Source organism: Gemmiger gallinarum, from assembly GCF_014982805.1.
Lineage (GTDB): Bacteria > Bacillota > Clostridia > Oscillospirales > Ruminococcaceae > Gemmiger > Gemmiger gallinarum.
The window spans coordinates 120,141-138,937 of sequence record NZ_JADCKC010000001.1; the positions used below are offsets into that span (position 1 = coordinate 120,141).

At 60.5% G+C, this 18,797-nt stretch carries 19 protein-coding genes, 1 tRNA gene and 1 other RNA gene; 19 read left to right on the forward strand and 2 right to left on the reverse strand.

Going from position 1 to position 18,797, the window contains the following annotated elements:
• The first annotated feature begins 8 nt into the window (after positions 1 to 8).
• Positions 9 to 737, forward strand: coding sequence for a JAB domain-containing protein (locus INF35_RS00570; protein WP_193499648.1), 729 nt, complete (start codon positions 9 to 11; stop codon positions 735 to 737).
• A gap of 118 nt (positions 738 to 855) precedes the next feature.
• Here the strand turns inward: INF35_RS00570 and hpf are convergent, their stop codons facing one another.
• Positions 856 to 1,374, reverse strand: a complete 519-nt coding sequence (gene hpf / locus INF35_RS00575) for a ribosome hibernation-promoting factor, HPF/YfiA family (protein WP_193499649.1) — start codon at positions 1,372 to 1,374, stop codon at positions 856 to 858.
• A gap of 292 nt (positions 1,375 to 1,666) precedes the next feature.
• Between hpf and INF35_RS00580 the strand changes: the two genes are divergently transcribed.
• From INF35_RS00580 to INF35_RS00665, 18 genes are all read left to right on the forward strand, one after another.
• Positions 1,667 to 1,742 (forward strand) — tRNA-Ala (locus INF35_RS00580).
• Positions 1,743 to 1,935: 193 nt separating this feature from the next.
• Complete coding sequence (locus tag INF35_RS00585; protein ID WP_193499650.1) at positions 1,936 to 2,814, forward strand: YicC/YloC family endoribonuclease; 879 nt, start codon at positions 1,936 to 1,938, stop codon at positions 2,812 to 2,814.
• A 30-nt stretch (positions 2,815 to 2,844) separates the two neighbouring features.
• The gene (gene remA, locus INF35_RS00590) at positions 2,845 to 3,108 is read left to right on the forward strand and encodes an extracellular matrix/biofilm regulator RemA (protein ID WP_193499651.1); all 264 of its coding nucleotides are present in this window, start codon (positions 2,845 to 2,847) and stop codon (positions 3,106 to 3,108) included.
• 66 nt (positions 3,109 to 3,174) lie between these two features.
• Positions 3,175 to 3,732: a guanylate kinase gene (gene gmk, locus INF35_RS00595; RefSeq protein WP_328740053.1), complete on the forward strand. Its 558-nt coding sequence runs from the start codon at positions 3,175 to 3,177 to the stop codon at positions 3,730 to 3,732.
• 57 nt (positions 3,733 to 3,789) lie between these two features.
• Entirely contained in the window at positions 3,790 to 6,030 is a 2,241-nt protein-coding gene (gene priA / locus INF35_RS00600; RefSeq protein WP_328740054.1) for a replication restart helicase PriA, read from the forward strand.
• Between the two features lie 29 nt (positions 6,031 to 6,059).
• The gene (locus INF35_RS00605) at positions 6,060 to 6,332 is read left to right on the forward strand and encodes a hypothetical protein (RefSeq protein WP_193499653.1); all 273 of its coding nucleotides are present in this window, start codon (positions 6,060 to 6,062) and stop codon (positions 6,330 to 6,332) included.
• Between the two features lie 58 nt (positions 6,333 to 6,390).
• On the forward strand, positions 6,391 to 6,906 hold the full coding sequence (gene def, locus INF35_RS00610; protein WP_207728237.1) for a peptide deformylase: 516 nt from the start codon (positions 6,391 to 6,393) through the stop codon (positions 6,904 to 6,906).
• A gap of 27 nt (positions 6,907 to 6,933) precedes the next feature.
• Positions 6,934 to 7,854 carry a methionyl-tRNA formyltransferase gene (gene fmt / locus INF35_RS00615; protein WP_193499655.1) on the forward strand — a complete coding sequence of 307 codons (921 nt, stop codon included), beginning with the start codon at positions 6,934 to 6,936 and terminating at the stop codon, positions 7,852 to 7,854.
• Positions 7,851 to 9,158: a 16S rRNA (cytosine(967)-C(5))-methyltransferase RsmB gene (gene rsmB / locus INF35_RS00620; RefSeq protein WP_328740056.1), complete on the forward strand. Its 1,308-nt coding sequence runs from the start codon at positions 7,851 to 7,853 to the stop codon at positions 9,156 to 9,158. The genes fmt and rsmB overlap by 4 nt, the downstream gene beginning before the upstream one ends.
• Positions 9,159 to 9,200: 42 nt before the next feature.
• Positions 9,201 to 10,253 carry a 23S rRNA (adenine(2503)-C(2))-methyltransferase RlmN gene (rlmN, locus tag INF35_RS00625; RefSeq protein WP_193499656.1) on the forward strand — a complete coding sequence of 351 codons (1,053 nt, stop codon included), beginning with the start codon at positions 9,201 to 9,203 and terminating at the stop codon, positions 10,251 to 10,253.
• Positions 10,250 to 10,999, forward strand: a complete 750-nt coding sequence (locus INF35_RS00630; RefSeq protein ID WP_193499657.1) for a Stp1/IreP family PP2C-type Ser/Thr phosphatase — start codon at positions 10,250 to 10,252, stop codon at positions 10,997 to 10,999. The genes rlmN and INF35_RS00630 overlap by 4 nt, the downstream gene beginning before the upstream one ends.
• Positions 10,992 to 12,896: a Stk1 family PASTA domain-containing Ser/Thr kinase gene (gene pknB / locus INF35_RS00635; RefSeq protein WP_193499658.1), complete on the forward strand. Its 1,905-nt coding sequence runs from the start codon at positions 10,992 to 10,994 to the stop codon at positions 12,894 to 12,896. The genes INF35_RS00630 and pknB overlap by 8 nt, the downstream gene beginning before the upstream one ends.
• A complete protein-coding gene (rsgA, locus tag INF35_RS00640) occupies positions 12,893 to 13,756 on the forward strand; it encodes a ribosome small subunit-dependent GTPase A (protein WP_193499659.1) in 864 nt (287 codons plus the stop codon). Before pknB ends, rsgA begins: the two co-directional genes overlap by 4 nt.
• An 86-nt stretch (positions 13,757 to 13,842) precedes the next feature.
• Entirely contained in the window at positions 13,843 to 14,472 is a 630-nt protein-coding gene (locus INF35_RS00645) for a thiamine diphosphokinase (protein ID WP_193499660.1), read from the forward strand.
• Between the two features lie 302 nt (positions 14,473 to 14,774).
• On the forward strand, positions 14,775 to 16,316 hold the full coding sequence (locus INF35_RS00650; RefSeq protein ID WP_193499661.1) for an SPOCS domain-containing protein: 1,542 nt from the start codon (positions 14,775 to 14,777) through the stop codon (positions 16,314 to 16,316).
• Between the two features lie 14 nt (positions 16,317 to 16,330).
• The gene (gene spoIVA / locus INF35_RS00655) at positions 16,331 to 17,806 is read left to right on the forward strand and encodes a stage IV sporulation protein A (RefSeq protein ID WP_193499662.1); all 1,476 of its coding nucleotides are present in this window, start codon (positions 16,331 to 16,333) and stop codon (positions 17,804 to 17,806) included.
• A gap of 25 nt (positions 17,807 to 17,831) precedes the next feature.
• Entirely contained in the window at positions 17,832 to 18,047 is a 216-nt protein-coding gene (locus tag INF35_RS00660; RefSeq protein ID WP_193499663.1) for a hypothetical protein, read from the forward strand.
• Positions 18,032 to 18,283: a pro-sigmaK processing inhibitor BofA family protein gene (locus INF35_RS00665; protein ID WP_193499664.1), complete on the forward strand. Its 252-nt coding sequence runs from the start codon at positions 18,032 to 18,034 to the stop codon at positions 18,281 to 18,283. Before INF35_RS00660 ends, INF35_RS00665 begins: the two co-directional genes overlap by 16 nt.
• 157 nt (positions 18,284 to 18,440) lie before the next feature.
• On the opposite strand, the gene rnpB is transcribed toward INF35_RS00665, so the two are convergent.
• An RNA gene (rnpB, locus tag INF35_RS00670) (RNase P RNA component class A) lies at positions 18,441 to 18,796 on the reverse strand.
• Position 18,797: the final 1 nt, after the last annotated feature.

An 18,797-nucleotide genomic window follows, 5' to 3' on the forward strand; every position in this document is an offset into this window, starting at 1 on the left:
GATGCAACATGGCCCAAGCCAAGAAACCAAAGCCGCTGCATGCAGATCACCGCGCCAGAATGCAGGCGCGAGTGCGCCGCGACGGTCTGGAAAGCCTGGCGGAGCATGAGGCGCTGGAGTATCTTTTGTTCTTTGCCATTCCGCGGCAAAATACCAATCCACTGGCCCATCGCCTGATCCAGCAGTTCGGCAGCTTCTGCCGTGTATTGGAAGCCAGCGAGGAGGAGCTGCAGGAGGTGGAGGGCATCGGACCGTCCAGTGCCCGAATGATCCATTCGGTGCTGGAGTTTGCACGCTATTATACCATGCACAAACGCAACGGCCGGGTCAGCCTCAACACAACTGAGAAAGTCATGGAGTACGTGCGGCCCCTGTTCATTGGCATGCAGCACGAGGTAATGTATCTCATTGCCATGGACGATAACTATACACCGCTGAGGGACATCCGGATCGGGGACGGTCTGCCCAACAAGCTGACATTTGATATCAACAAACTGGCCAGGACGGCGGTGGCGTCCGGGTGCAGCTGTGCAGTACTGGCCCATAACCATCCTTCGGGACTGGCCATTCCGTCGGAGGCGGATTTTGCCACCACAGTGCAGATCACCAAGGCGCTGGGAATGCTCAATATTGAACTTCTTGACCATCTTATTATAACCGCTACAGACGCCGCGTCAATGCGGGAGAGCGGAAGAATGCCGCATTTTGACCCTTATAATCAGCAGGTTTACTATTGAACGGCCCTTGCAGGGGAACAATACAGCCCGGTAAAAGCCTGCGGGACGAAAAAGCGCCGCCGACAGGAGACTGCCGGCGGCGCAATGGTTTGTTACATCAGTTGGAAATTGGTGAAACTCAGGTCTCGGGAATCAGAACGCCGTAGCCGCCGTCTGCACGGCGATAGACTGCCTGAATGCAATCATTTTCAATGCTGCGGTAGAGGAAGAAGCTGTGGCCCAGCAGATTCATCTGCAGGATAGCCTCCTCGGTGCTGCAGGGCTTGACGGCAAAGTGCTTCTCGCGGATGATCTCGTAGGTCTCCTCCGGCTCTGCCTGAGCGATGGGGATCTCGGCAGCGGCGCTGGTCAGCTTGTCACCAAGGCGCTTGCGGTACTTGACCACACGGCGCATCAGCAAATCGAAGGCGTCGTTGAAGGCATCCTCCATGCGCTCGGAAGCCTTCTCGGCCCGGAGCGTCAGCCCGGTGCTGTGCACGGTGATTTCCACGGTCTGACGGGATTTTTCTACGTTGACCGTCACCTGTGCCTGTGCCTCATTGGGAAAGAATTTATCCAGCTTGGCGAGCTTTGCCTCCGCTTTTTCTATAAAACTGGGCTTCAGAGAAACCCTGCGTCCGGTACATGTAACCTTCATTAGAACCTTGCCTCCTTGGCCGGGACGGGCGGGCTTTACAGCACGCACATCCCGCGAATTATTCACAGCCGGGCCGGATATGCAGTGCCGTGGCCTCAAAGCATCTGCGGCGGGATAACTCGGCACAACAGAAAGGTCTGGCTGCTACCTATATTATATCAGGGTTTGGAACGATTGAAAAGCTTCCCGATATGAAAAAAGGACGACGCTTTTTGGCGGATTTTTCTCTTGACAATTATATGCATTTGAGGTATAGTAAACAAGTCGTTGGAATTGTGCCACATCAAAATATGGGCCTGTAGCTCAGTTGGGAGAGCGTTCGGTTCGCATCCGAGAGGTCAAGGGTTCGAATCCCTCCAGGTCCACCAGTTCAGAGCAAGCGTTGTTCGCTTGCTCTATTTTTTTGCCCTGATGGACCGGATGGTGATGGCGGAACGCACCGCTGGCAGAAGGTTTTCTCTTTCACACCGCCCTTGAAAAACATTGCCAAAGATAGTAAAATAAATAACATCTATACAATGTCGCACTGTGACTTTCCAAAGCCAGAATGAGGTGTTTGATATGATTCTTAGCATGACGGGATACGGCAGAGCGCGCCAGACGCTGGACGGCCGTGACATCACGGTGGAACTGCGCAGCGTCAACTCTCGCTTTCTGGAGTATTCCTCGCGCATTCCGCGGGCGTTTTCCTTTCTGGAAGATCCGCTGAAAAAGCTGGTTGCCGCCCGGGTCAGCCGGGGCAAGGTGGAGCTTTCCCTGACGGTGCAGAGCGTGGAAGCCGCCGACACGGTGGTGTCGGTCAACTGGACGCTGGCCAAGGGCTACCAGGACGCGCTGATCCGCCTGTCTGAACAGCTGGAACTGAAAAACGACATGACAACGGGAATGATCGCCCGTTTTCCCGATGTGCTGACTCAGACGGCGGCGCCGCTGGATGAGGAAGCCCTGTGGGAGAATGTCCGCACGGTGGCAGAGAAGGCAGTGGATGCTTTTCTGGCCATGCGCGCCGTGGAGGGCGAAAAGATGCGGGACGATCTTCTCAGCCGCCTGAACACGGTGGAAACTCTGGTCACCGGCATTGAACAGAACAGCGCGGGCCGGGTCAAGGCCTACACCGATAAGCTGTACGCCCGCCTCAAGGAACTTCTCGAGGACCGCAACATTGACGAGTCCCGCATCCTGACGGAAGCCGCCATCTTTGCGGACAAGACTGCTGTGGATGAGGAAACCGTCCGCCTGCGCAGCCATGTGTCCCAGTACCGCGCCATTCTGGCAGGGGACGGGCCTGTGGGCCGCAAGCTGGACTTCCTGACGCAGGAACTCAACCGCGAGGCCAACACCATCGGTTCCAAGTGCCAGGATCTGGAAATCACCCGCCTGGTGGTGGAGCTCAAGGCGGAAATTGAGAAGATCCGCGAACAGCTGCAGAACCTGGAGTAACCGGTTCATCCACAGAAAGGCGAAACAACCATGAAGCTCATCAACATCGGGTTCGGCAATATGGTCAATGCGGACCGCCTGATCGCCATCGTGGCCCCTGAGTCGGCGCCCATCAAGCGCATTGTGCAGGATGCACGGGACAAGGGAGCCTTGATCGATGCGACCTACGGACGCAGAACAAGGGCCGTACTCATCACCGACTCCGACCATGTCATCCTCTCGGCCATTCAGCCGGAGACGGTGGCCGGTCGTTTTGACGGAAATACACAGCCGGCCCCGGAAGAACAGGACTGACCCCGCGGCCAAAAATCGGGTATCATAATGGGAAAGGATAAGGATGTTATGCAGGGAGAAAAGTATTTGTTTGTAGTTTCGGGCCCGTCGGGAACCGGCAAGGACACCGTTGTGGCCCGCCTTCTCGAGAAGCACCCTGAAATCAGCCGCACCATCTCGGCCACCACGCGCTCTATGCGTGAGGGGGAAAAAGACGGTGTGAACTACTACTTCGTCACCCGGGAGGAATTTGAAAACAAAATCGCCCACGACGAGATCGTGGAGCACACCTGCTACTGCGACAACTATTACGGCACGCTGCGCTCGGAAGTGGAGCGTCATATGCGGGAAAAGACCCCGGTGATTCTGGTCATCGAGGTGGAGGGCGCGGGCAATATCAAACGGCTGTACCCCGGCGCGACCACCGTTTTTGTGCTGCCTCCCAATATGGAAGAGCTGGAGCGCCGCCTGCGCTGCCGCGGCACAGAGGATGAAGCCACAATCCAGAAACGTCTCAAGCGTGCTCAGACCGAGATTGCCAATTCGGTGGATTATGACGAACATGTGGTCAACGTTGAAGTGGATTCCTGCGCGGAGAGCCTGTACTCCATCATTCAGTTCCACATTACCCACGGCAAGGAGTGATCCTTCGCCGGAGCAACAGGGCGAAAGGGGGCGGCGCGTCTGCCGCAGATTGCAAAAGTGGCGGTAAGCGATGCCACCATCCATTTTGACAAGCTCTATTCCTACCTGGTACCACAGGAACTGGCGGAGCATATCTGGCCGGGCAGTATGGTGCTGGTGCCCTTTGGGGCGGGCAGCAAACCCCGCATGGCGGTTGTGCTGGAATGCGGGGAGGAGACTGAACCGGACCCGCGGCTCAAGACCATTCTGGATGCCGCGCCGGAGGAGGCCCGCCTGACCCCCGATCTGATCGAGCTGGTCCATTTTTTAAGGGACCGGACCTTCTGTACCTGGTTCGAGGCGGTCAAGGCGATGATCCCCTACGGCGCCCAGTACCAGCCCGCCCGAAAGGACGGGCGCTGGGTCATGCAGAGCCGGCTTTCCCGCACTGCCGAGCCGGTTTACACCCTGGTGGGGGAACTTCCCCAAAAGCCGAAACCCGGCCCCAAACAGGCCGCTGCGGTGCAGGCTTTGCGGGATGGGCCTCTCAGCCGGAAGGAACTGGCGGAACAGGGCATCTCCGACGCCACCCTCAAGACCCTTTGCGAAAAAGGAGTCCTGTCGGTGGAGCAGCGGGACAAACTGCTGGACCTGTTCGCGTCCATCCCCTTTGACCCCCGGCCGCTGGAACTCTCCCCGGAGCAGCAGGCGGCCTACGATGCTCTGGAGCCTGATTTGACCGCCCGTCAGCCCCGTGCCGCTCTGCTGTACGGCGTGACCGGCAGCGGCAAGACGGCAGTGTTCCTCAAACTGATTGAGCGCACTTTGGAGCTGGGCCGCAAGGCGCTGGTCCTGGTGCCGGAGATCAGTCTGACCCCGCAGATGATCCGCCGCCTCAAACAGATGTTCGGCAGTCGCCTGGCGGTGCAGCACTCGGCCCTCAACAACACCGAGCGCCTGCTCCAATGGCGGATGATCCAGTCGGGCAAGGCGGATATTGTGGTGGGCACCCGCAGCGCGGTGTTTGCCCCACTGCGGGATATCGGCCTCATCATCATTGACGAGGAGCAGGAGCACACCTACCAGAGCGAGTCTGCGCCCCGTTACTCGGCCCACGATGTGGCCAAAAAACGGGCTGCGGCGGAAGGGGCGCTCCTCGTCTTTGCCTCGGCCACCCCGCGCACCGAAACCTACCACGCCGCCCAGTCGGGCCGCCTGCGCCTTGTCACGCTGACCCAACGGTACGGCGGCCGTCCGCTGCCCACGGTGGACTTTATTGATATGCGGGCGGAGCTGGCCGCGGGCAACCCCCGGGAAGTCAGCGGCCGCCTGGTACAGGAACTGAAGGTCAACCTGCAGAAGGGGGAGCAGAGCATCCTGCTTCTCAACCGGCGGGGATACCGGACGGTTGCCATGTGCTCGGTCTGCGGGCATGTCATCAAGTGCCCCAACTGCAGCGTTCCCATGGTGTACCACAAACCCCAGCAGGCGCTGATGTGCCATCACTGCGGGCATCAGGTCCGCCCGGCGCCCCAGCGCTGCCCCGAATGCGGCGGCAAGCTCAACTACAGCGGCTTCGGCACCCAGCGGGTGGAGGAGGAGCTGGAGCAGCTTTTGCCCGGCGCCCGCATCCTGCGCATGGATCAGGACTCCACCGGCCAGAAAAACTCTCACGAGAAAATGCTGGCCGAATTCGCTGCAGGACAGCACGATATCCTTCTGGGCACCCAGATGGTGGCCAAAGGTCTGGACTTTGAAAAGGTCACTCTGGTGGGGGTATTGGGCATTGACTCTATGCTGTTCGGGCAGGGGTTCCGCGCTTTTGAAAATGTGTTCAGCCTGGTCACTCAGGTCATTGGCCGGGGCGGACGTGCCGAACTGCCGGGCAGAGCGCTGATCCAGACCGTCGTGCCGGAACACCCGGTACTCAAGCTGGCGGCGGCGCAGGATTACCCCGCATTTTACCGGCAGGAGATCGCCTTCCGCAAGTTCAGCCTGTACCCGCCTTTCTGCGCTTTTTGTGTGGTGGGCTTTACCGGCAAACAGGAAGGTGCCGTCTGTCAGGCGGCCTTTGCCTTTGCCCGGATTCTGGCCGACCTTGCCGCCAAACAGCCGGAGATCCCGCTGCGTCTGCTTGGCCCGGCCCCCATGAATATCGGGATGCTGGCCGGCAAGTACCGCTATAAACTCACCATCAAGTGCCGCAACGATGCAGCCTTCCGCGCCTTGATGCGCGGGGCGCTGGACGAGTACGCCAAACAGAAGCTGCCCGCAAAAGCCACCGTCGCCCTGGACTTCAACTCCGACGGCGATATGTGACCGGCATGCCCGGAAGAGGAAAATCACCGATGCTGATTCGTTTTTTGCGTTTCCTGCTGGGATTTGGAATTGTGGTGGCAGGATGCTTCACCTTTGCCGCACTCTTCCACCTGGCGGACATCCCCATGCCCTGGCTGCAGGACAATGCACTGTACTGTGAACTGCAGCGGGAACTGGCTTTTCCGGAAGCGGTGGCCTTTACGCAGGAGGAATACCTGCGTGCGGCGCTGGGGTACGGCATGACCACTTTGTTTCTGTATGTATTCAGGCGCGTTTTGGGATTTGCATGCAAATCCCGATAAAAGACGCTTGTTTCTGGCGGTTCGCGCCGCCCTATCTGACATCATGGAGGTATTACCTATGGCACTTCGCACAATTGTACAGGATGGAGATCCCATCCTGAAGAAAGTCTGCCGCCCGGTCACCAAATTTGACGACCGCCTGGCCACCCTGCTGGACGATATGAAAGAGACTTTGCTGGACGCCAACGGTCTGGGCCTGGCTGGTCCGCAGGTAGGCATGATGCGCCGCCTGTTCATCTGCCTGGATGACCGCGACATGCCCGAGGAACTGCCCGAAAATTACGAGTACAAGTTCATCGAGTTCATCAACCCGGAGATTCTCGAGCTCAGCGACGAGAAGGTGGAACTGTACGAGGGCTGTCTGTCCTTCCCGGGCCACAATGGAGCCATTTCCCGCTCCAAGCACGTCAAGGTCAAGGCCCAGGACCGCAACGGCAAGGAGTTCACCATGGAGGCGGACGATATGCTGGCCCGCTGCATCCAGCACGAGAACAACCATCTGGACGGCATCACCATCATGGACCTTGCCACTCATTTCTATGAGGACGACTACCCCGAGGAGAGCGACGACTGATCGCAGCATACAGGGAGGAAAGTATTCTTGAAGATTCTGTTCATGGGAACGCCCGACATTGCGGCCCAGAGCCTGGAGGCTCTCATCGACGCCGGACATGAGATCTGCGGTGTCTATACCCGGGCGGACAAACCGGTGGGACGCAAGCAGATTCTGACGGCACCGCCTGTCAAGCAGCTGGCTTTACAGCACGGGCTGACCGTTTATCAGCCCGCCACCCTGCGGGACGGCGAGGCGGAAAAAGTCTTCCGCACGCTGTCTCCCGACCTGGTGGTGGTGGTGGCTTACGGCCGCATTCTGCCGCCGGAGCTTCTGCACATTGCCAAATACGGCTGCATCAACCTGCATGTTTCGCTGCTGCCCAAATACCGTGGCTCCGCGCCCATCCAGTGGGCGGTCATCCATGGGGATGCCGAGACCGGCGTCACCATCATGCAGCTGGACGAGGGCTGCGACACCGGTGATATCCTGATGGTGGAGAAGGTCCCCATCGGCCCGGAGGAAACTTCCGGGGAGGTGTTCGACAAGGTCAGCTCCATCGGCGCCCGCACCCTGGTCCGGGCCGTGGATCTGCTGCGGGAGGGCAAACTCACCCCCAAAAAGCAGGACGACGCCCAGGCCACCCAGGCCCCGCCCCTCACCAAGGAGATGGCTCGCTTCACCTTCGACACCCCGGCACAGACGCTCCATGATCTGGTCCGCGGCATGAACCCCTGGCCCGTCGCTTTCTTCGAGTACGGCGGCAAAAAGGTCAAGGTGCTCGACAGCCGCACGGCGGAAAATCCGGAGGGCGCCAAGCCCGGCACGGTGCTGGCCCTCAAGCCTCTGACCATCGCCTGTGCTGACGGCGTTCTGCAGCTGCTCAGCGTCACGCCGGAGGGCGGCCGTCCTATGGAGGGCACCGCCTGGGCTGCAGGCCGCCGCCTCAAAGCGGGGGACTGCCTGTGACGGCGCGGTATCTGGCGGTCCGGGCGCTGATGCATCAGGAACGGGACGGTTATTCCAACCTGGTGCTGGACGCCGAGCTCAAGAAATGCGAGCCGCCCCTTTCCCGGCGGGATGCCGCCTTTGCGGCCGGCATCTTTTATACCACCCTCGAGCGCCAGCGGCTCATCGACTGCTGCCTCAATCAGTTCACCCGCAAGCCGGTGGTGAAACTGGATGCCCCGGTGCGGGCGATTCTGCGGGCGGGTCTGGCACAGGCCAAGTTCCTGGACGTGCCCCTGCCCGCCGCCGTCAACGAGTCGGTCAAGCTGGCCAAAGCTTTCGGCAAGACCAGCGCCGCGGGCATGGTGAATGCGGTCCTTCGCAGGGCCGCCGCCTTTGACGAAAAGACGCTGTCCTTCCCGCAGCCGGTGGAACGGCTGGCGGTTCAGTACAGCCTTTCGGATGCAGTGGCGGAGTTCTTGTACCGGGACTACGGGGAGGAAGCCTTTGCCATTGCGGAGGCCTTCTACCATCGGGGGGATACCTTTATCCGGGTCAACACCCTCAAAACGGGGGACGCGGCTCTGACGGATACCCTCCGCGCCGAGGGCTGCGAGGTCCGCCCCGGCCCCTGGCCCCATTGCCTGGCGGTGCGCTTCCCGGCCTCCCCGGCGGCCACCAAAGCCTTTGCCCAGGGACTTTTCCATGTGCAGGGGCTGGCGTCTCAGTTTGCCGCCCTGTGCACGGCAGCACAGTCGGGCCAGCGGGTGCTGGACCTCTGCGCCGCGCCGGGAGGCAAAAGCCTGACCATGGCCGAGGCCATGCACAATGAAGGCACTCTTGTCAGCGCCGATGCGGTCAAAAGCCGCCTGCCCCTCATCGAGCAGGCTTTTGCCCGCTGCGGGGTCACCTGCGGCAGCGTCCGACAGGGGGATGCCTCCCAATTTGACGAAAGCCTCGGCACCTTTGACCGGGTGCTGTGCGACGTGCCCTGCAGCGGTCTGGGGGTCATCGGCAAGAAGCCGGACATCCGGTTCAAGACGCTGGAAAACCTGTCAAGTCTTGTCTCTTTACAGCAGAAGATCCTGCAAAATGCGGTGCGGTATCTTGCCCAAAACGGGCGTTTGGTGTATTCTACCTGTACAATCAATGTGAATGAGAATGAGGACCAGATTCGCACATTCTGCCGGGAACATCCGGAATTTCACGTTGTTGCGCCGCAAACCGTGCCGGAAGGCGCGGCGGTGGGGGAGTGGGGCACGCTGTTTTTGCCCCACAGAACCGCCTCGGACGGCTTTTTTACAGCAATTTTAGAAAGAGTTTAGAAATTTTCCGCGCAATGCATTATAATAAGAAGGTGGATCTTGATGGAAAAACGCTGCCTCTCCTCCATGACACAGAAGCAGCTGGCCGAATATATTGCCTCTCTGGGGCAGCCTTCCTTTCGGGCGGGGCAGATCTATAAGTGGCTCCACCAGAAACTGGTCACCGACTTTGACGCCATGACCGATCAGCCCAAGGCGCTGCTGGAGCGCCTGCGGGAAGAGTGCACCATCGCGGCGCCCTCCATCCGGCGCAAGCAGTGCTCCCGGGACGGCACCATCAAGTACCTGCTGGAACTGGCCGACGGCAACTGCATTGAGACGGTGCTTATGCGCTACCATTACGGCAACTCGGTGTGTGTGTCCACCCAGGTGGGCTGCGCCATGGGCTGCCGGTTCTGTGCCTCCACCCAGGCGGGCCGCGTCCGGGACCTGACCGCGGGGGAGATCGCCTCCGAGATCTACACCGTCCAGCGGGACACGGGGGAGCGGGTCTCCCACATTGTCCTCATGGGCATCGGGGAACCGCTGCATAACTTTGACAACGTCATGGATTTCCTCGAGATCATCTCCAGCCCCGGCGGTCTCAACATCGGCATGCGCAACATCAGCCTGTCCACCTGCGGCCTGGTGCCCAAGATCGATGAGCTGGCCAAGCGCAAGCTGCAGCTGACGTTGTCGGTATCGCTGCATGCGCCCAACAATAAGATGCGCAGCAGCATGATGCCGGTCAACGATGCCTTCCCGCTGGAAAAGCTCATTCCCGCCTGCCGCCGCTATCAGAAGCAGACCGGCCGGCGCATCAGCTTTGAGTATTCCATGGTGCGCGGCGTCAATGATTCGCCCGAGACGGCCAAGGAACTGGCCGACCTCATCCGCGGCATGGGTGCCCATGTGAACCTGATCCCGATCAATCCCGTGGACGGCAGCCCCTACTCGGCTACCGATGACAAAAACATCCGCCGTTTTAAGGATATGCTTGAACAGCTTGGCGTCAATGCGACCATCCGCCGCCGTCTGGGGGCAGACATCAGCGCGGCCTGCGGACAGCTGCGCAGGGAGGACGCCAAAATGACGATGGAAAGGAACCACACATGAAACTTGCGGCGCTAACAGACATCGGCAGCTGCCGGCAGGAAAATCAGGATAATTATTGCGGCCAGCAGCTGACGGACGGTTCCGGCTGGGGTATCGTCTGCGACGGCATGGGTGGTGCAAACGGCGGCCGTGTGGCGGCCAAGATTGCCACCGACACCATGCTGCAGTATTTCTCCCGCCAGCTGAAGACCCTTCGCCACGGCGAGGAAAAGCAGTTTATCATGCGGGGATTTGACATTACCAACCGCGCAGTTTATGATAAAGCTACGTCTGACCCCGATATGCTGGGAATGGGTACCACAGGCGTGTGTGCGTACATTTATGAGAATATGGCGCACATTGTCCATGCGGGGGATTCCCGGGCCTATCTGTTCCGGGGCGGGCAGATCCGTCAGCTCACGCGGGATCATTCCATGGTCCAGCAGCTGGTGGACAGCGGCCAGATCACCCGGGAGCAGGCTGCGGCCCATCCGCAGAAGAACCTGATCACCCGGGCCCTGGGCGTGTCGGCCAACATCGTGCCGGAGTACAACCGCTGCGGCATCGAAAAAGGCGACATCATCCTTCTGTGCACGGACGGCCTGACCAATATGGTCTCGGATGAAGAAATCGCCCTCATCTTACAGGAAACCACATTCTTTGATGCACCGGGTGTGCTGGTGGACCGGGCCCTTTTGGGCGGCGGTCAGGACAACATCACCGTTCTGCTGATGGGCGTGGAATCAACGGAGGAGACAAATGGATAATCTGATCGGCAAAAAGCTGGACGGACGCTACCTGATCGAAAGTCTGATCGGCGTCGGCGGCATGGCAAACGTCTATCGCGGCCAGGACACCCAGACCGGCAATGCGGTGGCTGTCAAAGTTCTGAAAGAAGAGTTCCTCGACAACGAGGAGCTGGTCCGGCGTTTCAAGAATGAATCCAAGGCGATCTCGATCCTCGACCATCCCAACATCGTCAAGGTATACGATGTCTCGGTCTCGGACAAGATGCAGTATATCGTCATGGAGTATATCGACGGCATCACGCTGAAGGAATACCTCAAGCAGCGCGGCGGGGCCCTTACCTGGAAGGAGACGGTCCACTTTGCCACCCAGATCCTGGGCGCGCTGGAGCATGCCCATTCCAAAGGCATTGTCCACCGCGATGTCAAGCCCCAGAACATCATGCTGCTGGCCAACGGGTCCATCAAGATGATGGACTTCGGCATTGCACGGTTCTCCCGTGCACAGAGCCAGACGGTCAGCGACAAAGCCATCGGCTCGGTGCATTATATCAGTCCCGAGCAGGCCAAGGGCGACAAGACCGATGCCCGCACCGACATCTACTCGGTGGGCGTCATGCTGTACGAGATGCTCAGCGGCACACTGCCCTTTGACGGCACCGGCGCCGTGTCCATTGCCATCATGCAGATCTCGGAGAAGCCCCGACCCCTGGCCGAGGTTGCCCCCAATGTGCCGGAAGGCCTTCGCCAGATCACCGAGAAGGCGATGAACAAGGACCCCAACGAGCGTTATCAGTCTGCCCGGGAGATGCTGGATGCCATTGACTCCTTCAAACACAACCCGTCCATCCGGTTTGAATATGAGTATTTGACCCAGGACAATCCCGACAAAACCATCAACAAGGTCGTCAACGACAGCAAGGGCCGGGGAGCCATCCGTACCTCCGATGCCCGCCGCGCGGGACAGCCCTCCAATGCAAAAGGGAAAAACGTGAAAAGCAAACGCAAGAATAAAAAGGGCGCCAAGCCGTTCTCGGTGGTGCCCATCTTCCTGGGCATGGCGGTGGCGTTTGTCATCGGAGCCTTCATTCTGGTCTACCTGATCTTCGCCAACTCCACCAACCCGCTGTTCTCCAACCGCGCCGACGTGCAGCTCATCAACTTCGTCGGAGAAACGGAGGCTGACTTTCGCGCCTCCGAATATTACTCCCTTCTGACTCCCAACTGGGTCTATGAGTATAACTCCCAGTATGATGAGGGTGTCATTTATCAGCAAAACCCCAAGTCCGGCCGTACCGTCAAGGAAGGCCAGACCATTACCCTTAAAGTCAGCCTGGGCACTCTCTGGGTGCAGATCCCCGACTCGGTCATCGGCATGACCAAGGACGAGGCGGAACAGACGCTCAAGGATCTGGGCGTCAACAACGTGGTCAACAGCTTTGTCATTGATGACAGCGTCACCTCGGGCACGGTGGTGCGCACCTCTCCCGCTGCAGGGGAACAGGTGGAGGGCGATGCCACAGTCACCCTGTATATTGCCCAGCCCAAGATCGAGACCACCAAGATTGTTCCCACGGTGGAGGGCCTCGACTCCGAAAAGGCCCGTTCCACCCTGGCCAATATGCAGCTGGTCCCGTCCATTGTGGAACAGCCCAGCGATCAGCCTGCCGGTACGGTGCTGAGCCAGTCCCCGGCGGGCGGTACCGAGGTGCGTATCGGCTCCAGCGTGCGCCTGTATGTTTCCAGCGGTGTGCCGGAAACGCCGCCGGAGACCAATGACGGCGAGCTCAACGGCGATCCCAATACCGTCGTCAAGACCTGGTCGGAGGACCTGGGTGACGGCAACTGGGAGGACCGCTACCAGACCGGAGACGGCAAGGTCTACCGCGCCGACGGAACCTTCCTGTACCAGGGATGACGCCGTATATTACCAAGGGCGTCGGCGGCTTTTACTACGTTCGCACCGATGACGGCATTGCCGAATGCCGTGCCCGCGGCATCTTCCGCAAGCGCGGCATTACGCCGGTGGCGGGAGATCAGGTGCAGCTCAACGCCGACGCCAATATGATCGACGAAATTCTGCCCCGCAAAAATGTCTTTGTGCGGCCTCCGGTGGCCAATCTGGATGTTCTGTTTATTGTGGCCAGCACCACCCAGCCGGTGCCCAGTACTCTTGTGCTGGACAAGCTGGCGGCGTCGGCGCTCTACCAGAATGTCCAGCCGGTGCTGGTGGTCACCAAGACCGATCTTGCGGCGGCTGATATGCTAAGAAAAGCCTACACCGGCAGCGGTCTGCCCCTGATCCTTCTCCATTACGATACCGGGGAAGGCCTGGACGAGGTCCGCGGCTGGATCAAGGACCATCTGTGTGCCTTCTGCGGCAACTCCGGGGTGGGCAAGAGCACCCTCATCAATGCCCTTGCCCCCGATCTGGACCGGGAGACCGGAGCCATCAGCAAGAAGCTGGGCCGCGGCCGCCATACCACCCGGGAGGTGGAGATCTTTGAGGTCTGCGGCGGCCGCATTGCGGACACGCCGGGCTTTGCCAGCCTGGAGACCCAGCGCCTCTGCCGCATTCCCAAGGAGGAGCTGGAGCAGGTCTTTCCTGAGTTTGAACCCTACCGGCAGCAGTGCCGCTTTGTGGGCTGTTCCCACCGGACGGAGAAGGGCTGTGCCGTGCGGAAAGCTCTGGAGGAAGGCAAGATTTCTCAGACCCGGTATGACAGCTACCTTGCCATGTACGAGGAAGCTGCCCAGCTGAAAGACTGGGAAAAATAAGTACTTTTGCCGCAGGCTTTGCCGGTGTGCCGTCAATGCACGCCTGCAGGCCTGCGGCTTTTTGTGTGAGAGGAGAGAAAGAGCCCATGGAGCATGCCGTGATTCTGTCGGCCTGCAGGGTTTCACCGCAGATGCGCCGCTATATTCAAAGGGAAGATTACATTGTAGCCTGTGATGCAGGCTACCGCAATGCGGCGGTGCTGGGGGTGACGCCCGACCTGATCGTGGGAGACTTTGACTCGGCGCCCCGCCCGGACACAACGGGGGATATGGTGGTGCTGCCCCATGTCAAGGACGATACCGACACCCAGTACGCCGCGCGCTGGCTGCTGGAGCACGGCGCAAAACGGGTCACACTGCTGGGTGCCTTGGGCGGCGCACGGATGGAACACACCCTGGCAAACATTGCCACGGGGCTGTATCTTGCCCGCAATGGGGCGGAGGTGTGCATCGCGGATGAACGCAGCGAACTGCACTACCTGCTGCCCGGCCGCCCGCTGCGCCTGCCTCGCGGGGACTGGATGTACCTCTCCCTCTTTCCCATCGACGGCAGCCTGACGGGGGTATCCATGTCGGGGGTGTTCTATCCCTTGTCGGACGCCACCCTGACGCCCGACTATCCCCTTGGCGTCAGCAATGAGTTTACAGCCCCTGCCGCCGAACTCTCCTGCACCGGCGGCAGCGGTCTGGTGGTGCTGACCCGGGCCGACGGGTGACGTTTTCCCGGCAGACGGCATACAATGGCGTACATGAGCAAATGGGAGGTGGATGCCATGCAAATCGTCGTCGTGAAATGTCCCAAAGCGCTCAGCTGGCTGCTGCGCGCGGTGTTCAAGGTAAAATAACAGAGCAAAGCATCCCCCTCGGGAAGGTCCTGCCGGACGCCCGGGGGATGTTTTTTTGCCGGAATTTCCCCCTGCGGCAGACATTCCACACTCCGGCAGCAAAAAGGACTAGTCTGAATTGCTGCCCGGCCGCATATAGATGCACAAGAAAGCGTGGAAAGGGGCATGCGCATATGGAATTGAAGGTGTTCAAAGACACCATTGCCGCATACGGCGGCAGATGGGAGACAAGGCTGGAGCTGCCGGTGGAGACCGAGATCCTGGTCCCGGATTATCTTCCGGCGGTGTTCAAGATCGTCAAATGTCTGATCGAGCCGGTACTGATGCAGAACCACACCGCTGCCGCCAAGTGGCAGGGGGAGGGGTATCTGCGCTGTACCGTCTACTACCAGTCGGACGAAGCGGGAACTCAGCTCTACCGCATTGAGCAGAAGTTCCCCTTTGAAAAGTCGGTGGACCTGCCGGAAGGCCGCTATGAGACGGGCCCGGCGGGGGTCTGGGGGGAGCTGGAATACTGCAACTGCCGGGCCATCAGTGAGCACCGCATTGACCTGCGGGGTGCCTATGCCCTGGGGGTGACAGTGCAGGCGGTGGAGGAACTGGAGCTGCTGACCTCTCTGGCCGACTGCGGCATTGAGCAGCGGACCCGGGTGCTGGCGGGCAAACTCTGTGCCGCGGCGGAGGAAAAGACCTTCACCGCCGAGAGTACCATCGCTCTGCCCGGCGCCGATGAGGTGATTCTGGACATTTCGGGGGTGTTTGCACCGGATACCTGCACCGTGCAGACGGGGCAGGTCAGCTGCCAGGGAATGCTGCGGGTGCAGGCCTGTTACCGCCCGGCGGGCAGCGAGGAGATCACCGGCCGGCAGAAGGAGATTCCCATCCGGCAGACCATGGAGGTGCCCGGCGCTGCGGAAGGGGACGAGTGTGTCTTCTGGGGTGAGGTGCTGGGCTGCACCCTGGCGGCGGACGATACCGGGGACCCGGTGCTGACGGTTACATGGAAGCTCCATGCCGAGCTGTGGCGGGCGGTGCAGTACACGGCAGTGGCGGACGCCTACTCCACCGTCTGCCGCACCGAGACCCAGGGAGCTGTCTGCCGCCTGTTGGAGGATGCCTGCTCTTTGCGGCAGACCATTCTGGCTGAGGCGGGGGACGACCTGCCCGATCCCGATCTGGAGGTCAAGGGCTGCTTTGTCACGCTGGGAGCCCTGCTCCCGGCGCCCGGCGAGCAGGAGGGGACCGTCTGCTTCGGCGGCAAGGGCACAGCTCATGTGCTTTGTGCCGATGCAAGGGGAGAACTGACCTGCTACGACAAGGCTTTCACCTGGCAGCTGCCCCAGAGCTTTGCGGGCACGGCGGCGGATTACTGCCTCCATGCCCATGCGGCGGTGGGCAAGGTCACCTCGGGCAAAACCGGGGACCGCTTGCGGGTGGAGATCGAGATCGCCGTGGATGGTCAGCTTCTGAAAGTGAGTGCGGTGCCGGTGGTGGGAGATGTGACCCTCGGTGAGGAATTCCCCGATAAAAACGACGGCCCCGCCCTGTATCTCTACTATGCATCGGAGGGGGAGCGGGTATTTGACATTGCCAAGCGCTACCATGCCCGGGCAAAGGACCTGGCGGCGGCCAACCATCTGGAACCCGAACCCGGAACTCCGGTGCAGGAGATGACCACTGCCCGGACCTGCCTGCTGATCCCCGCGGCGTTGTGAAAGGAGGCCCACAAATGACGCAGGAACAGATCTATCAGAACATTGCCAGCCGGACCGGCGGCGATATCTATATCGGGGTGGTAGGCCCGGTGCGCAGCGGCAAGAGCACGCTCATCAAGCGCTTTGCCGAGCTGATGCTTCTGCCCCACATCAAGAACGACGCCCAGCGGGCCAGAGCCATTGACGAGCTGCCCCAGTCGGCGGCAGGGCGCACCATCATGACGACGGAGCCCAAATTCATCCCGGAAAAGGCGGTGGAGGTGGAGTTGTCCGGGGGCGGCAGCTTCCGGGCCCGGCTGGTGGACTGCGTGGGCTATATGGTGGAGGGCGCCCTCGGCCATGAGGAGAACAACGCGCCCCGCCTGGTGAAGAGCCCCTGGTTTGACAAGGCGGTGCCCTTTGACCTGGCCGCCGAGACCGGCACCCGCAAGGTCATCCGGGAGCACGCCACCGTGGGGCTGGTGGTCACCACCGACGGCAGCATTGCCGAGATCCCCCGGGAAAACTATCTCAATGCCGAGCAGCGCATCATCGACGAGCTGAACGAGATCGGCAAGCCCTACCTGATTCTGCTCAACTGCACCGACCCGGACAGCGAGGCCAGCCGCAGCCTGGCCGAGGGTCTGGAGCGGGACTACGGCCACCCGGTCTGCCCGGTGAACTGCACTCAGCTCACCGCCGAAAAGCTGGATGCCATCCTCAAGCGGCTGCTGTATGAGTTCCCGGTGCAGGAGATCGCCGTTACCATGCCGCCCTGGGTCACCATGCTGGAGCCCGGCCACTGGCTGCAAAGCTCGGTGTACGAGGCTATGCTGGAGTTTGCCTCGGGTGTGCACCGTATGCGGGATGTGGCGGGCAAACAGCCTGCCATCGACTGCGAGTATATCACCGGGGCGTCCCTGTGCGGCATGGATCTGGCTACGGGCAGCGTGCATATCTCGGTGAAGATTGCTCCTGACATTTTCTATAAGATTCTGGGCGAGCAGACGGGTCTGGACATTGTGGATGAAGCCAGCCTGTTGCCCTGTGTGGTCAGCCTGGCCCGGGCCAAGCGCGCCTATGACAAGATCAAGGGCGCTCTTGACCAGGTGGAGGCCACCGGCTACGGCATCGTCATGCCCGGCATTGATGAACTGGCGCTGGAGGAGCCCCAGATCGTGCGGCAGGGTGGGCAGTACGGGGTGCGTCTGTCGGCCAGTGCGCCGTCGCTGCACATCATGAAAGCGACCATCCGCACCGAGATCTCGCCCAGCGTGGGCAGCGAGCAGCAGGGGGAGGAGCTCATCAAGAGCATTCTGCAAGACTTTGAGAGCGATCCCGGCAAGCTGTGGAACACGAATATTTTCGGCAAGAGCCTCAACGAGCTGGTGAACGAGGGCCTGCAGGCAAAGCTGCTGCATATGCCTCAGGAAGCCCGGGGGCGCTTGCAGGTCACGCTGGAACGTATCATCAACGACGGCTGTGACGGGCTGATCTGTATTCTTCTGTAAGCAGGCACAGGGAAAGGGGGCGCGTATGCGGCGCAACAATAAGGACCGCCTGCGTCGTGCGCAGGAGGCCGAGCTCAAGCGCGTCGTGGAGGCGCTGGCCGCCAATGAGCGCAACTATCAGCAGGCGGGGGATGAACTGTGCATTGAGGAACTGGTCTACGAGCGGGCGGCGCTGATGTGCCGTTACCGTGCACTGCTGCGGGCGGTGCGGGGAGGTGACGAACCATGCCCCTCGGTTTGATACTGGTCGGAGCGGTCTGCGTGCTTGTGGTGGCGCGCTGTGCCGCACGGCAGAAACACGCGGTGCCCGCGCTGCTGGGCAGTGCACTGTGCGGGATTGCGGCGCTGGCGGTGGTGGGGCTGCTGGCACCGTATACAGGGGTAACGCTTCCGCTCAATCGTTTGACGGCCTTTGCGGCGGCGGTGCTGGGCCTGCCCGGTGTAGTGGGCATCCTGCTGCTTCAGCTGATGCTGTGACGCCGCCGGGCTGAGGCAGAAAAACAGACGGACAGGGAAGCTCTATTCCTGTCCGTCTGTTTTCACGCTTCTGAGAAAATGTCATAAAATAAGCAACGCGGCCGCTGCAGGCGGGGCATCAAGCCCTGATTCTGCAGCGGCCGCGTATTGCATCGAGAAAACGACTGGACCGTAAGCCGGGTTCTGTATTAAACGACGATCTATCTTGACCTTGCGTTGCCGCAAGGCTCCGCGGGAAATCCCGCATGCCATCTCCGGGACGCGCGAGGCTCCGCATCTGTCCCATACGGATGTTGCTTCTGACAGGGTTTACATAGCCGCAAAGTCGCCAGTGCGCTGGTGAGCTCTTACCTCGCCTTTCCATCCTTGCCGGACCCGAAGGCCCGGCGGTCTATTTCTGTTGCACTATCCCTGGGGTCACCCCCGGCTGCCGTTAGCAGTTGTCATGCCTCTGAAAAGCCCGGACTTTCCTCAGGACGGACAAAGCCGTCCCGCCGCCGTATGTTCCACTCGT

What these genes read in the sequence shown, in the direction of transcription:
- pknB (WP_193499658.1), top strand. Translation starts at nt 10,992, where the DNA reads ATGGATAATCTGATCGGCAAAAAGCTGGACGGACGCTACCTGATCGAA.
- INF35_RS00650 (WP_193499661.1), top strand. Translation starts at nt 14,775, where the DNA reads ATGGAATTGAAGGTGTTCAAAGACACCATTGCCGCATACGGCGGCAGA.
- INF35_RS00665 (WP_193499664.1), top strand. Translation starts at nt 18,032, where the DNA reads ATGCCCCTCGGTTTGATACTGGTCGGAGCGGTCTGCGTGCTTGTGGTG.
- spoIVA (WP_193499662.1), top strand. Translation starts at nt 16,331, where the DNA reads ATGACGCAGGAACAGATCTATCAGAACATTGCCAGCCGGACCGGCGGC.
- rsgA (WP_193499659.1), top strand. Translation starts at nt 12,893, where the DNA reads ATGACGCCGTATATTACCAAGGGCGTCGGCGGCTTTTACTACGTTCGC.
- rlmN (WP_193499656.1), top strand. Translation starts at nt 9,201, where the DNA reads ATGGAAAAACGCTGCCTCTCCTCCATGACACAGAAGCAGCTGGCCGAA.
- INF35_RS00570 (WP_193499648.1), top strand. Translation starts at nt 9, where the DNA reads ATGGCCCAAGCCAAGAAACCAAAGCCGCTGCATGCAGATCACCGCGCC.
- def (WP_207728237.1), top strand. Translation starts at nt 6,391, where the DNA reads ATGGCACTTCGCACAATTGTACAGGATGGAGATCCCATCCTGAAGAAA.
- remA (WP_193499651.1), top strand. Translation starts at nt 2,845, where the DNA reads ATGAAGCTCATCAACATCGGGTTCGGCAATATGGTCAATGCGGACCGC.
- INF35_RS00605 (WP_193499653.1), top strand. Translation starts at nt 6,060, where the DNA reads ATGCTGATTCGTTTTTTGCGTTTCCTGCTGGGATTTGGAATTGTGGTG.
- INF35_RS00585 (WP_193499650.1), top strand. Translation starts at nt 1,936, where the DNA reads ATGATTCTTAGCATGACGGGATACGGCAGAGCGCGCCAGACGCTGGAC.
- INF35_RS00630 (WP_193499657.1), top strand. Translation starts at nt 10,250, where the DNA reads ATGAAACTTGCGGCGCTAACAGACATCGGCAGCTGCCGGCAGGAAAAT.
- hpf (WP_193499649.1), bottom strand. Translation starts at nt 1,374, where the DNA reads ATGAAGGTTACATGTACCGGACGCAGGGTTTCTCTGAAGCCCAGTTTT.
- INF35_RS00660 (WP_193499663.1), top strand. Translation starts at nt 17,832, where the DNA reads ATGCGGCGCAACAATAAGGACCGCCTGCGTCGTGCGCAGGAGGCCGAG.
- INF35_RS00645 (WP_193499660.1), top strand. Translation starts at nt 13,843, where the DNA reads ATGGAGCATGCCGTGATTCTGTCGGCCTGCAGGGTTTCACCGCAGATG.